This is a genomic window from Arsenicibacter sp. R0_47 (genome assembly GCF_057652235.1).
In genome coordinates, this window is the sequence record NZ_JBYFCJ010000006.1 from 123,467 (window position 1) to 137,545 (window position 14,079).

11 protein-coding genes are annotated in these 14,079 nt (G+C 54.0%); 10 read left to right on the forward strand and 1 reads right to left on the reverse strand.

The features are described 5' to 3' along the window. Window positions 1-117: 117 nt before the first annotated feature. Window positions 118-1,080 carry an alpha-E domain-containing protein gene (locus AC23NW_RS13525; protein WP_293844739.1) on the forward strand — a complete coding sequence of 321 codons (963 nt, stop codon included), beginning with the start codon at window positions 118-120 and terminating at the stop codon, window positions 1,078-1,080. A 142-nt stretch (window positions 1,081-1,222) separates the two neighbouring features. Here the strand turns inward: AC23NW_RS13525 and AC23NW_RS13530 are convergent, their stop codons facing one another. Further along, window positions 1,223-1,990: a hypothetical protein gene (locus AC23NW_RS13530; RefSeq protein WP_293844736.1), complete on the reverse strand. Its 768-nt coding sequence runs from the start codon at window positions 1,988-1,990 to the stop codon at window positions 1,223-1,225. 536 nt (window positions 1,991-2,526) lie between these two features. On the opposite strand from AC23NW_RS13530, the gene AC23NW_RS13535 reads away from it, so the two are divergent. The 9 genes from AC23NW_RS13535 (at window position 2,527) to AC23NW_RS13575 (ending at window position 14,073) form a co-directional block, all read left to right on the forward strand. Further along, on the forward strand, window positions 2,527-3,003 hold the full coding sequence (locus AC23NW_RS13535) for an Lrp/AsnC ligand binding domain-containing protein (RefSeq protein WP_071502360.1): 477 nt from the start codon (window positions 2,527-2,529) through the stop codon (window positions 3,001-3,003). 44 nt (window positions 3,004-3,047) lie between these two features. Further along, on the forward strand, window positions 3,048-4,100 hold the full coding sequence (gene porQ / locus AC23NW_RS13540) for a type IX secretion system protein PorQ (protein WP_487450144.1): 1,053 nt from the start codon (window positions 3,048-3,050) through the stop codon (window positions 4,098-4,100). A 96-nt stretch (window positions 4,101-4,196) separates the two neighbouring features. Beyond that, window positions 4,197-5,585: an ATP-dependent protease ATPase subunit HslU gene (gene hslU, locus AC23NW_RS13545; RefSeq protein ID WP_487450145.1), complete on the forward strand. Its 1,389-nt coding sequence runs from the start codon at window positions 4,197-4,199 to the stop codon at window positions 5,583-5,585. Window positions 5,586-5,862: 277 nt separating this feature from the next. Then, window positions 5,863-6,939, forward strand: coding sequence for a serine hydrolase domain-containing protein (locus AC23NW_RS13550; RefSeq protein WP_487450146.1), 1,077 nt, complete (start codon window positions 5,863-5,865; stop codon window positions 6,937-6,939). A 132-nt stretch (window positions 6,940-7,071) separates the two neighbouring features. Next, on the forward strand, window positions 7,072-7,497 hold the full coding sequence (locus AC23NW_RS13555) for a DUF1801 domain-containing protein (protein WP_487450147.1): 426 nt from the start codon (window positions 7,072-7,074) through the stop codon (window positions 7,495-7,497). A 192-nt stretch (window positions 7,498-7,689) separates the two neighbouring features. Next, complete coding sequence (locus tag AC23NW_RS13560; protein ID WP_487450149.1) at window positions 7,690-8,577, forward strand: cyclase family protein; 888 nt, start codon at window positions 7,690-7,692, stop codon at window positions 8,575-8,577. Window positions 8,578-8,785: 208 nt separating this feature from the next. After that, on the forward strand, window positions 8,786-9,244 hold the full coding sequence (locus AC23NW_RS13565; RefSeq protein ID WP_487450150.1) for a MarR family winged helix-turn-helix transcriptional regulator: 459 nt from the start codon (window positions 8,786-8,788) through the stop codon (window positions 9,242-9,244). 9 nt (window positions 9,245-9,253) lie between these two features. Beyond that, window positions 9,254-11,872 (forward strand): rifamycin-inactivating phosphotransferase, encoded by a 2,619-nt coding sequence (rph, locus tag AC23NW_RS13570; RefSeq protein WP_487450151.1) that lies wholly within the window; start codon window positions 9,254-9,256, stop codon window positions 11,870-11,872. 44 nt (window positions 11,873-11,916) lie between these two features. Beyond that, complete coding sequence (locus AC23NW_RS13575; RefSeq protein ID WP_487450152.1) at window positions 11,917-14,073, forward strand: M28 family peptidase; 2,157 nt, start codon at window positions 11,917-11,919, stop codon at window positions 14,071-14,073. Window positions 14,074-14,079: the final 6 nt, after the last annotated feature.

Sequence of the window (14,079 nt, forward strand, 5' to 3'; positions counted from 1 at the left end):
ATTGGGCGAATGAGTGATTGAGTGAATTAATTAGAAGCAAATCAGTATATTGCAACTAACAGTATGCGGCAAAATACTGTCGCTAATTCACTCAATCGCTAATTCACTCATTGTAACATGCTGAGCCGCGTAGCTAATTCTATTTACTGGATGAATCGTTACATCGAACGGGCAGAGAATTATGCCCGTTTTATGAGCGTAAATTTTAACCTGGCCCTCGATTTACCTCCTACCGTTAGTCAGCAATGGGAGCCGCTGCTGATCGCTACCGCCGATAATTTCCTGTTCTATCAGCATTACAGTGAGCCGACGCGTGAAAATGTCATTGAGTTCATGACGTTCGACAAGCGTAATCCGAATTCAATTGTATCGTGTCTGAATTACGCCCGCGAAAATGCCCGGACCATCCGCGAAACCATCTCGAAGGAAATGTGGGAGCGTATCAACCAGCTCTACCTTATGGTGCGCGATTCGGCTCCGAATCATGCTGAGTGGTCGCAGACCCGGATGCAGGACTTCCTGACCGAAATCCGCGACGGAACGCAGTTGTTCTACGGGATTATTGACTCAACCATTACGCGCAACGAAGCGTGGCATTTCGGCCGTCTGGGCCGGTTTCTGGAACGTGCCGACAAAACGTCACGGTTTCTGGATGTGAAGTATTTTACCTTGTTTCCGGAAGAAGACGAAGGCTCAACGCTTGACCTGATGATCTGGTCGGCAGTACTGAAATCAGTGAGTGCCTACAACATGCACCGGCAACAATACCGCACGCTGACGCCTCAGGGCATTGTGGAGTTCCTGCTGCTGGACAAACTCTTCCCGCGCGCCGTAGCCCACAGCATCCGTCAGGCGGAGTTGTCGCTGTACGAAATCGGCGGACAGAATCCAGGCAACGGCTATACCAATCAAGCCGAAAAAGCGATGAGCAAACTGCGCGCCGAACTGGAGTTTACCGAAGTAGCCGACATCTTCAAGGATGGCCTGCACCAGTACCTCGACCGGTTCCAGATCCGCGCCAACGCCGTCGGTGCCGCAATTTTTGAAACCTATTTTGATCTGAAGCCGGTGGAAAGCTGATTTCAGGCGTATAAAAAAAAGGGCGGCCACGTGGGGCCGCCCGTACGGGTTGTAGGGGCGACCCCATGTGGTCGCCCTTTCCCTTTAAACACGTGGTCGCCCTTTCCCTTTAAACACGTGGTCGCCCTTCTCATTTTAAAAATCAGAAAAACGGGAACGCCACTGCCACATATGGCATGGCCACGCGGTTGCGGTAACGCAGATTACCATCCAGGGTCCGGTCCTGATTTAATTTCATTTCGGTTGTCAGCCACTGATACGCGATCTTGACGCCGATCCGCTTGGTAATCAGAAAACGGGCATATACTTCCGTAGCTAGTGACCCACGGTCATTATCACCCAGCAACCGGACGTTGATAGAACGCGGATGTGCGCTCTGCGTAGTATGTTTCGGCGAAAAATAAATCAGGGAATCTTCTTCGGAGGCAGTATCAACATAATAGCCTCCTTTTGATGATAAGATCTTTGCGCTACGCAGACGCCCCAGTGCAAAACCCAGCAGATCGGCACTTGCCCCTAGTTCAACAGGACCAAGCTTTACCTGCGCCACTAACCCGAAATTAACCATTGATTGCGACGTACGGTCGAAACGAAGCGTATCAATATTCGTTGGTCTCACATCGGCCGTTAATGCTGCCAGACCGGTTTCACCGCGGGTAAGTCTCGCCGGAGCGGTTATATAATCAACATCTTTGCCGTAAACACCACCAGCGCGGAAGGTCCAGCCGAGGCTGAACACCTGCTGCCGGCCAAGATGCAGTAATTCATAGTAGGTAAGTGACGGCGCAGTATGGTCATTTTTAAACGCCAGCCCCACATCCATACCTTTGCTGATACGGTTGGTAAACTGCGACTGACTGAATGACAGAAACGGGAGAAACGCAAACAGAATTGTATAGAAACCTTTCATGCAGTGGGTACAGTAATTTGGGGCAAAGATAAGGTCCCCTACTGAGAAAAATAATATGTACCCATGAAGAATAGACAGGATTTACGTTCGTTGGATAAGTTTCGTGCAAAAAACAACACCGACCTCAATTTTGGGTCGGCGTGTCGAATTACACTTCATCAACAAACTAAAAACCAAATTAGGTAGCTAAAAAAAGCTGGCTGTAGGAGGGGGATTCGAACCGCCCACGGTGCAGTTAGCCACAGTACAACATCTGGTGGTCAACCCCAGTCGCTCTTGCGAGCGGCATTATGCTGTGTTTATCCCTTATCACCACCCCCGAGACAGGAGGGCACGTCTGCCAATTTCGACATCCTACAGTATATGAAGAGAACGTTGTCAAGCGCTTCAGCGTGTCCGTTTGATTAACTTGACGATACAAAGTTAAAACGCTTCCGCCCTTTTTTGCAAATTTTTTATAAAAAAATCTGAAAATTTATATTTCATTCAAAAAAAACTTATTTTTGTTGGCATCCATCAAATACAAGGTTTGAAAAATGGAGAAAAATTTAGAAATTGACAACACAGACCTCAAAATACTCGATTTATTGATGCAGGATGCCAATATGGCGTATACTGAGATCGGTAAACGGATCTACGTATCAGGCGGTACAGTACACGTCCGCATGAAGAAATTAGAGCAAATGGGCATTGTCCGCGGGTCGCAGCTGGTGATTGATCATACACGGCTGGGCTGGGACATCAGCGCGTTTCTGGGCATCTACCTCGACAAAAGTTCACTCTACGAAGAAGTGGCCGTTGAGCTGGAAAAAATTCCCGAAGTGGTCAATATCCATTACACCACCGGCATTTACAGCATCTTCGCCAAAATTGTGTGCCGCGACACGCAGCACCTGCGCGAGGTCTTACACGACAAAATTCAGAAAGTAGGCGGCATTCAGCGAACCGAGACGTTTATTTCGTTAGAAGAACGGATCCTGCGCCCTATTCCGTTTGAGTATTCCAACGACTAGCGGCCGGTAGACAAGGTTATTTCTGACTGTTAATCGCGAATCGCTTGCGGCCTTTACTCAACTTCATCGTCATCTGGATCGGGCTGTCGACCCTTTGTCAGGCCCAACCCATCGCAGGGCAGCAACTGTTCCCGTTCCTGAACCTGCCCACGCATGCCCGTGTGGCAGCCCTGGGCGGACAGGTCGCGTCGGCAACCCAACCCGACGGGATGTATTTCCAGAACAACCCCGCCCTGGCCGACTCCGTGGGCGCTCATCAGCTCGGGCTGTCGTTTATGCCCTATCTGGCCGCGGCTAAATATTATACCCTGCAATATGGCCTCCCCTTCGGCCACAAGACCGGTCAGCTAGGCCGCTGGGCTGCCGGGCTCCAGTACCTCTCCTACGGGCAGTTTGACCTGACCGACCCATCGGGCAATAACCTGGGCACCTTTACGGCCAATGACTATGCGCTGAGCCTGTCCCACGCCCGCACGGAAGGGAATTACACCCTCGGGGCTACAATCAAGGCTGTCGGCTCGTCAATCGAACTTTACAGCGCCTTTGCCGTCATGGCAGACCTCGGCGGCGTCTGGCGGCACCCCAAAAAGCAGCTTACGTTCGGGCTGACCGCTAAAAACATCGGCCGCGTGCTGCGTAACTACAGTCCGACCGACGCTCAGCTCCCGTTTGATCTCCAGGCTGGGGTGACGTTCAAGCCTGCCCACGCGCCCGTACGGATCACGGTTACGGCTCATCACCTGCATCAGTTTGATATCGCCTACAACGATCCGAAGCTGAACCTGACGTACGACCTGAATGGCAATCCGGTTGTCAGCAAGGTGGGGGTTGCTGATAAACTGGCCCGGCACCTGATTGTCGGGGCGGAACTGCTCATCAGCCGGAACCTCAACATCCTGGTCGGTTATAACCACCAGCGGCGGCAGGAAGGCCGTTTGCAGGACTTTGGCGGGCTTTCCGGCCTGTCGTTCGGGCTGTCGGCCCAGGCCAGAGGGTTCCAGCTGACCTATGCCCGTTTCATGTACACACCGGCGGCCGGTGGCAGCAGCCAGCTCAGCCTGCGCATCAGTATGGACCGGATATTGACAAAAAACTGACCGGCACGAACCCCTTTCGCCCGAAAAACTGTTAACGCTACGACACTACTCAACCAGACCTGACGCTTGCCGGGCCGGTTGTATTTGTAAAACAACATGAATGAATTCCTGAAAGACCTTACGCCCCGGCAGATTGTTGCCGAGTTAGACCAATACATCATTGGCCAGCATAACGCCAAACGCAACGTGGCCATTGCCCTGCGTAACCGCTGGCGCCGCATGAATGCCCCCGCCGATATCCGCCGTGAAATTGTGCCGAACAACATTCTGATGATCGGCGCCACGGGGGTCGGTAAAACCGAAATCGCCCGCCGCCTCGCCAAACTGGCCGATGCGCCGTTTACCAAAGTCGAAGCCTCGAAGTTTACGGAAGTGGGGTATGTGGGCCGCGACGTGGAAAGCATGGTCCGCGATCTGGTGGAGCAGGCCGTTAACATGGTCAAAGCCGCTAAAAAGGAAACCGTGAAGGGTCGGGCGCAGCAGATCGTGGAAGACATCATCCTCGACATTCTGATCCCGCCTGTCAAGCAGCCGGTGACTACCGGTTTTATGCCCAACGACAGCAACCGCGCGCCCGACAGCGATGCGGAACTGAACGAGAAGACCCGTGAACGGTTCCGCGATAAAATCCGCTCCGGCGAAATGGACGAGCGCAAAATCGAAATCGACGTGCAGCAAAGTCAGGCACCGAACATAGGGGTGATGGGCGGCGGCATGGACGAGTTGTCGATGATGAACCTGCAGGACATGATCGGTGGGATGATGCCGAAGCGGAACCGCAAACGCAAGGTGACCATTGCCGAAGCCAGGAAGCTGCTGTTCGAAGAAGAAGCTGCGAAACTGATCGACATGGACGAGGTGAAGGAAGAAGCCATTTTTAAGGCCGAAAACACCGGCATCATCTTCATCGACGAAATTGACAAGATTGCCACCAACCGTTCGGGTGGCGGCGGCCCCGACGTGAGCCGTGAGGGCGTGCAGCGCGACCTGCTGCCGATTGTGGAGGGCAGCACCGTTAATACCAAATACGGAACGATAAATACCGACCACATTCTGTTTGTGGCGGCGGGTGCCTTCCACGTTTCGAAGCCCAGCGACCTGATTCCCGAGTTGCAGGGCCGTTTCCCGATCCGGGTCGAGTTGCAGAGCCTGTCGGAAGATGATTTTTACCAGATTCTGAAAGCACCGAAAAACGCGCTGACGAAGCAATACGAAGCGATGATGGCTGCCGAGAGCGTTGACCTGACGTTTCAGGACGAGGCGCTGCGCGAAATGGCCCGCATTGCCTATGAAGTGAACTCAGAGGTTGAGAACATCGGAGCCCGCCGGTTACAGACGGTGATGAGCCACCTGCTCAACGACTTTATGTTCGACATTCCGGACGTTATCGGGGCCAACGCCCATCTGGTGGTGACAAAAGAGATGGTGCAGGAAAAGCTGAGCGGCCTCGTCCAGAACCGCGACCTGAGCCAGTTTATTTTGTAGTTTTCTGAAGAAGATATTTTTTACTCCCTGCCAGGCTGATGAGGATCAGCCTGGCAGTTTTTTTGTAGATTGGAAAAGACGGGCCTTTATACAACGTCAATTAGCGCGAAGACTTGTTGAACACACGAAAACAAAGCCCGAAAAATACAAACTAACGATAACAAGCCGCTGATAATCCGTTTATTGTACCGGCATTGTCATACCGGATCAGGCATATCGGGAAAGTACTGGAACAGCAGATTTCTCTGGCCCACACGCTGTCTTATCCTTTCAGCACATGAAAAAACTACTGACACTCTTTTTATTGCTTTTATCGTGTTCTATCTACGCACAACGAAAGGCAATTGCCGATCTTCCGGCTGTTAGTCCGGAGGCTGCCGGATTCAATAAAGACTCCATTCGGGCGCTTACGGATACAATCGCCGGATTCAAACAACGGGATTACCGGGGCTTAGTCGTTATTAAAAACAATCAGCTTGTCATAGAAAATTACTACAATACGTTCTGGCGTAATCACATACATGATATCCGGTCGGCCGGAAAGAGCATTACGGCTTTATTGCTCGGTGTGGCTATCAAAGAGGGTTTGGTACAACATGTAGATCAGGATGTTTATTCGTTCTTCTCCAAAAAGAAGTACCCTTCCATGCATGAAGATTACAAGCAAGTCAAACTTATTCACCTGCTGAATATGATGTCGGGCTTAGATGCTGATTCCGATAACCCCAAAACCCCGGGCAGTGAAGGGAAATGGATGGCAAAAGATGAATGGGTATCCTATTTGTTGAGCGTTCCGTTAGCAGGCAAGCCCGGACAAAAATGGGTATATGCCGATATTAACGCCGTTTTGATCGGTGCCATTATTGAAGAAAAATCCGGTATGAGCCTAAGGGATTTTGCCAGACAAAAAGTGTTTGCCCCCCTGGCAATTAACGAGTTTTACTGGTACGCTAATGCCGCCAATCAAACCGGCGCTGCCGGTAACCTTTACCTCTCTACGCTGGATTTTGCCAAACTGGGGTTACTGGTTGCCAACAAAGGGAAATGGGGTGATAAGCAGCTGGCCGATTATGACTACATGAACCGGCTGTTAAGCGAACACTCCACGGCAATCGGCGATTATAACCCGCTGGCTGACGGATATGGGATGCTTTGGTACAGAACAAAACGCAGGTTTGGCCAGCGGGAAGTAAGCTATCTCTGGGCATCCGGCAATGGCGGCAATCATCTGGTAGTTGTCCCCGAAGAGAATATGGTCATCGCCATGACCTCCGGTGCATACGGCAATTGGTATCCCCATGCAAGGGCTTATTTCATCCTCGGTAAGCTGTTTCAGGCACTGGAAAAGAAATAAGTAGCAACCAGTACCCTGCTTACCTTTACCGGCGCTATGCTGTTAGCCTATGCCAGCCTGAAGCTATACGATGAGCCGGTACGGGCGTGGCTGCGGAAAAAGCTGCAATAAACCTCTATACCCTGATAACAGATGAACGTACAACAACAAATCAGCGACTACATCAGCAGTCTGCCGGAACCCCGGCGTACCGACTTTCTGGCATTACACCAACGCATTCTTCAGGAACTGCCGGACTGCCGGCTATGGTTTCTGGACGGGAAAGACGAAACGGGGAAAACAGTCTCGAACCCGAGCATTGGCTATGGTTTCCAGCGTATTCTCTATGCCGATGGTAAAACCAAAGAGTTCTATCAGGCAGGCATAAGTGCCCCGACGACCGGCATTTCGGTGTATATTATGGGGCTTAAAGACAAGAAATACCTGGCCGGTACGTTCGGCAGCCGGTTAGGAAAGGCAACGGTGACCAGCTATTGCATCAAATTCAAAAACCTGAAAGCGATCGATGTAGACGTGCTGCTGGAAGCGATTCAGGACGGTATACGACAAACGAGTTAATCAGAACAGTCTCGCCCCACCGACCAGTTTATGCACGGGTCGCCTTTGACAACATCGGCTAGCAGCGGGTGCTGACGAAATGCGGCTTTGTGAAAATTGGTACCGACCACGGCTTTGCGAATGCGCGGCAAGCCGACATTGAGGAGTATATTTACCGGCTTTCCTGAGAATACTTTTAACCGGACAATGACTATGGACAAACGCGTAAAATTTGACTTTGAAATTTATTTTACCAACGGCGGCAGCATCAAGGGTGAGGATTTCCGGCTGGACATTGCGGGCGACGCTATTTCGGACCGGGAACTCGCCGACTACATTATCGCCGATCTGCGGCTGCTGATGGTGGGTCAGACCCGAATCCTGAACAAGGAAATTCTGACGGAACCGCACAAGCGTAAACCCATCAACGAACCGACGGGACGTGAGGTTTTTATTGATCTGAGCCACACCATCGAAGACGGTCTGGTCACCTACAAAGGTCTCCCCGCTCCTGTCATCTGCGATTACCTCAGCCGTGAGCGGTCGAGGCAGGTTTATGCCGAAGGCACTGAATTTCAAATCGGTAAAATTGAAATGGTCACCAATACCGGTACCTACATTGACTGTCCGTTTCACCGGTTCGAGCATGGCAAAGACCTCTCCGAAGTGGAGCTTGCCTGCTTTGCTGACCTGGACGCCGTGGTGATCAGGGTGCCGTTTACCGACACACTGGCGATCACCGAAGCACACGTCCGGAACTACGAAATCAGAAACCGGGCCGTGCTGATTCACACCGGCTGGGACGCGCACTGGAATACAGAAACCTACTACGAAAACCACCCCTATCTGACGGAGGATGCTGCTATCTATCTGCGCGACTGCGGCGTCCGGCTCGTCGGTATCGACTCGCATAATATTGACTGCACAACCGGCAACACAAGACCGGTGCACACCACGCTGTTAGGTGCGGAAATACTGATTGTCGAACACCTGTGTAACCTGCAACTGCTGCCCGATGAAGGCTTCACATTCAGCGCCGTACCGCCCAAATTCAAAGGCGTCGGCACATTTCCCGTGCGGGCCATGGCAAAAATCCGCTAACGATCACCCCATTTGTCCCGTAGGGACATAACAGCGCAGCGTCGGTAGAAAAGCGTCGGTAACAACGCGTCCGTAAAAACGGTACCCAAAACCAACAACATCCATTCGTGCCGTAGGTACGACACGGTTTCACCGGTCCCAATATTCATTTGGTAATTCAATAATGCCCATTTACCTTTGTAACTAAGATATTTATCGACTAAGACAAATGAGCGACGCAGAAACGGTTAAACAGGTACGGAAACTGAGCCAGTTATATGCCTACACCTCCATACAGATGCACGAGGCGGTGGCCCGTCAGGCGGGACTGTCGGGGACAGATCACAAATACCTGGGCTTTTTGCAGGAGAAAGGGCAAATGACCGCCGGCGAACTCGCTACGCTCACCGGTCTGACGACGGGAGCCGTCACGGGCCTGATTGACCGGTTCGAAAAGAAAGGACTGGTGCGCCGGCAATTTGCTCCCGATGACCGCCGGAAAGTCTTTATTGTACCGGAAACCGACGTGATCATGGCCCTGTTCGAACCGCTGTACCGGGATTTCCGGCAACAACACGAAGCACTTCTTGCTGCCTTTTCAGCCGACGAACGCACCGTGCTAGACACCTATTTCCGGCAAGCCATTGCCCTGATGCAGCAAACCACCGATCAACTCAACGACCTCTAATCCGGCACCATGCACAACTACATCGCTGATTTCCTGAACCTTGACAAAACTGGTCTGACAACCGCCGGTGGCAAAGGTGCGAACCTGGGCGAACTCGCCCGTATCAACGGCATTCACGTTCCCGACGGCTTCTGCATCACAACAGAGGCCTTTAAACACATCGTTGCCGGGAACGCGGGGGTCGCGGCCCTGCTGGACCAACTGGCCCTTGTACCGGCCGCTGACCGGACCGCCATTGCCTCCATCAGCGCAGCCATCCGCGGGCAGATCGAAGCCATTCCCATACCGGCCGGCCTGCGCGAAGTCATTCATAATCACCTCACGGCTTATGGGGCGAATGACGCATATGCGGTTCGTTCGAGCGCTACGGCCGAGGATTTACCGACCGCTTCATTTGCCGGTCAGCAGGATACCTACCTCAACATTGTCGGCGGGGAAGCCATCCTGACCCACGTCCGCCAGTGCTGGGCGTCGCTGTTTACCGAACGGGCTGTCAGCTACCGGATTCAGCATGGTTTCGAGCACCGGACGGTGCATTTGGCGGTGGTGATTCAGAAAATGGTGTTTCCGCAGGCTTCCGGCATGTTATTTACGGCCGATCCCGTTACATCGAACCGGAACGTGGTTTCCATCGACGCGGGCTTTGGGCTGGGCGAGGCCCTCGTATCCGGCCGGACGAATGCGGATACCTACAAGGTCCGCAACGGCATTATTACGGAAAAGAAAATACCGGCAAAAACGCTGGTTATGGAGGCGGCAGCCGCAGGTGGCACACAGGAGCGGGAACTGCCGCCGGACCGGCAACAGCAACAGGTATTAACGGACGTACAAATCGGCGAACTGGCCCGCATCGGCCGGCAGATCGAACAGCATTTTGGTTCTCCGCAGGATATTGAATGGTGCCTGGCCGGTGAGCAGTTCTACTTCGTGCAGAGCCGCCCGATCACTACCCTTTATCCCCTTCCGGCGGTCAGTGACCAACAGCCACACGTCTACATTTCGGTCGGCCACCAACAGATGATGACCGACCCCATCCGGCCGCTGGGTATGTCGCTCTGGCAGCTTACCGCCGGACGCCCCATGTACGCAGCCGGCGGCCGGCTGTTTGTCGATGTAGCCCCCGAACTGGCGACACCGGCCGGACGACAGCTGATGCTGAACGTGCTGGGCAATAACGACCCGCTGATCAAAGACGCGCTGACAACCATTCTGGCCCGCGAGGACTTCATCCAGCCCGTGACGGATGACGCGACAGTGCAGAAAAGTCCGTCTGGTAGCCCGGCCCTCGCCGATTACCAGACGCTGAAGGATTTTGACCCCTCGGTTGTCGGTGAACTGATCCGGCAAAGTCAGGCATCCATTGAGGCCTTCCGGGAAGAAATTAAGCACAAAACCGGTCCGGCGCTCATCGATTTTATCGTTGACCATATCCGGCAGACCCGCGGCGCCATGAAAGACCCGCGCGGGTTCAGGGTGATCATGACTGCCATGAACGCCTCCACCTGGCTGAACGAACACATCGCGCAGTGGCTGGGTGAAAAAGGTGTTGCCGATACCCTGACGCAATCGGTTCCGAATAACATCACATCGGAAATGGGCTTGGCCCTGCTGGATGTGGCCGACGTAATCCGCCCCTATCCGGCGGTTATTGAGCGGCTGCAACAAGCGGTTGACGACTCCTTTCTGAATCAGTTAGACGACGTACAGGGAGGCTGGGAAGCCAGGGAGGCGATCCTCGCGTTTCTCGACCAGTACGGCATGCGGTGCAGCGGTGAAATCGACATTACCCGCCCGCGCTGGCGCGAACAACCAGCCCTGCTCCTGCCAGCCATTCTCAGTAATGTCAGAAACAACGTACCCGGAGCGGCCAGGCAAAAGTTTGAGGAGGGATTGCGCGAAGCAACACGCAAACGGGAATCAATACTGGAACGGCTCCGGCAACTCCCCGGCGGCGACGAAAAAGCGGCCGCAGCCGACCGGATGATTCAACTCGTCAGAAACCTGATCGGTTACCGCGAATACCCCAAATACGACATTGTCAGCCGGTACTTTATTTGTAAACAGGCACTGCTGGCCGAGGCCGGCCGGCTTGTACAGGCAGGGACTTTGCCCGATGCCGAAGACATTTTTTACCTGACCTTCGATGAACTGGACGACCTCGTCCAAACGCATACGGTCGATAACCAGCTCATTCAGCAACGTAAAGCCGATTATCTCCGGTTTGACAAACTGACGCCGCCGCGTGTGTATACCTCAGAGGGCGAGATCATTACCAGTTCGTACAAGCGGGAGAATCTGCCGGCGGACGCCATTGCCGGTTTAGCGGTGTCGGCCGGCATCGTGGAAGGACGGGCGCGGGTAATCCGGCAGATGGGTGAGGCCGAACCCGGACCGGACGATATTCTGGTAACGTCCTTCACCGATCCGGGCTGGACGCCCCTGTTTGTGTCGATCAAAGGGCTGGTTACGGAAGTCGGCGGACTGATGACCCACGGGGCCGTGATCGCCCGTGAATACGGCTTACCGGCCGTAGTAGGCATCGATAAGGCCACAACGCTCATCAAAGACGGGCAGCGAATTCGTGTAAACGGTACGGAAGGGTATGTAGAAATCCTGGATTTCGGTTAACTTACGGTTCTTAACCTGTTAACTCTCAACAATCTGACGTATTCATGAAAGTTTATTACTTTTCCGGCCTGCTGGCAGCCCTCTCCGGCCTGTCGGCGCAGGCGCAGTCAACCATCAGCGGCTTTACCCCTGACAATCAGGCGAAGCAGACGAAATTCGAGCAGGTGTTTCAGACGCAGCAATCGACAGAGCGGTTTAAAAAACATCTGCAAACGATGTGTTCGGTGCCGCACCTGGCCGGTACGCCCGAAAACGCCAAAGTCCGCGATTACATCGTCGAGACCATGAAAAAAGCCGGCCTTCAGGTCGACATTTACCCCCATGACATTTACCTGCCCAAAGGCCCCGGCACCATTGCCGTGGAACTGGTCGAGCCGATCCGCGAGCCGCTGAACACCCGCGAGTACATTGTCCCCGATGACAAATACTCGGGGCACCCGCTGCTGACCCAGGGCTGGAATGCCTGGTCCGGCTCGGGCGACGTGACCGCCGAGGTGGTTTATGCTAACTACGGCCGCAAGGAAGACTTTGAGCAACTGGCCAAAATGGGCATTTCCGTGAAAGGCAAGATTGTCATGGCCCGTTACGGCGGCAATTTCCGCGGTTACAAAGCCAAACACGCCCAGGCAGCCGGAGCGGCCGGCGTCATTATTTACACCGATCCGGAAGACTCGGGCTACAAAAAAGGCATTACCTTTCCCGAAGGTCCCCTGTCGAGCGAAAGTACCATTCAGCGCGGCTCCCTGCTGACCGTCGACTTTACGGGTGATGCCCTGACTCCGGGCGAACCGGCGCTCCCCCTCGACGGGCCGGTGAAAGTCAAACGCAGCGATCCGAAAGACGTGGCGCTGCACAAAATTCCGGTGACACCCCTGCCGTGGAACTCGGCCCAGGAAATCCTGAAACGCATGACCGGCAGTAAAGGGGTTCCGGCGGGCTGGCAGGGTGGCCTGCCGTTTGCCTACCGGCTTGAGGGCGGTCCGGCGCTGAAAGTGCGGCTGAACGTGCAGCAGGAAAAGGATTTTGTCCGGGTGTATGAAGTAGTCGGCACCCTGACCGGCAGCGAATTTCCTGACGAATGGGTAGTAATGGGTTGCCATTACGACGCCTGGTCGTTCGGCGCAACCGACCCCAACAGCGGTACATCCATGTTGCTGTCACTGGCCGAGTCGCTGGGGAAACTGGCGAAAGACGGGCAGCGGCCCCGCCGGACAATTAAAATTGCGCACTGGGATGCCGAAGAAGCCGGTGTTATCGGCTCCACGGAATGGGTCGAGCAGTTCCGCGATGAGCTGAGCAAAAAGGCCGTAGCCTATTTCAACGCCGATGCGGCGGTTTCGGGGGCGATGTTTGGCGGCAGTGCCTCGCCATCGCTCAAAACGCTGCTGGTCGAAGCCTCTCAGGCGGTGCAGTATCCTGACTCCGCCAAAACGGTGTATCAACACTGGATGGGCAGCAAAAAACCGGGTGCCAGCGAGCCGAACATCGGGAATCTGGGCGGCGGATCGGACCATATTGCGTTCTACATGCACGCCGGTGTACCGTCGGCCAGCATCGGCACCCACGGCCCGACACTCTACCACTCGGTTTACGACGACTTGTACTACTACGAAAAGTTTGCCAATCCGGGCTACAAAATGGGGCCACTGGTGGAGCAGATGATGGGCACGCTGACGACGCGTCTGGCCAATGCCGACCTGATTCCGTATGACGTAACCCGCTATCCGGCCGACCTGACCACGCACCTGAAAGCAGCCGAAAAGGCGATCAAAGCCTACAAACCCGACTACTCAATTGATAACGTCCTGAAGCAGGTCGATGTGCTTAAGCAAAGCACGGATGCCTATGCGGCGGCCGTTAAGCAAAAGCTGTCGGCGGGCACGATTGACAAAAAGCAGGCCGAAGCCATCAACCGCGACCTTCGTCAGCTGGAAAAAGCCTTTATCGATCCGGATGGCATGGCCTTTGGCAAGTGGTATAAATCGTTGTATGCCGCACCGGACCCGTATAGCGGCTATGCTGACTGGATGCTGCCCGCGTTCCTCTACGAAGCCTCGCTGAAATCGGCCGCTAATCTGCCGGCCATCGAAGCACGCTACTCGGCGGCCATCGGCAAGCTAACGGAACAGATTAATACGCTGACACAGGCTGTGGGTCAGGCGTCAGCACCGGCCGCGTCAATCGGGACGGGAAAGAAGTAAGTTGTT

Excerpts from the sequence above, each read along its gene's own strand:
- AC23NW_RS13550 (WP_487450146.1), top strand. The coding sequence starts at position 5,863 with ATGAAAAAACTACTGACACTCTTTTTATTGCTTTTATCGTGTTCTATC.
- rph (WP_487450151.1), top strand. The coding sequence starts at position 9,254 with ATGCACAACTACATCGCTGATTTCCTGAACCTTGACAAAACTGGTCTG.
- AC23NW_RS13525 (WP_293844739.1), top strand. The coding sequence starts at position 118 with ATGCTGAGCCGCGTAGCTAATTCTATTTACTGGATGAATCGTTACATC.
- hslU (WP_487450145.1), top strand. The coding sequence starts at position 4,197 with ATGAATGAATTCCTGAAAGACCTTACGCCCCGGCAGATTGTTGCCGAG.
- AC23NW_RS13560 (WP_487450149.1), top strand. The coding sequence starts at position 7,690 with ATGGACAAACGCGTAAAATTTGACTTTGAAATTTATTTTACCAACGGC.
- AC23NW_RS13565 (WP_487450150.1), top strand. The coding sequence starts at position 8,786 with ATGAGCGACGCAGAAACGGTTAAACAGGTACGGAAACTGAGCCAGTTA.
- AC23NW_RS13575 (WP_487450152.1), top strand. The coding sequence starts at position 11,917 with ATGAAAGTTTATTACTTTTCCGGCCTGCTGGCAGCCCTCTCCGGCCTG.
- AC23NW_RS13530 (WP_293844736.1), bottom strand. The coding sequence starts at position 1,990 with ATGAAAGGTTTCTATACAATTCTGTTTGCGTTTCTCCCGTTTCTGTCA.
- AC23NW_RS13555 (WP_487450147.1), top strand. The coding sequence starts at position 7,072 with ATGAACGTACAACAACAAATCAGCGACTACATCAGCAGTCTGCCGGAA.
- AC23NW_RS13535 (WP_071502360.1), top strand. The coding sequence starts at position 2,527 with ATGGAGAAAAATTTAGAAATTGACAACACAGACCTCAAAATACTCGAT.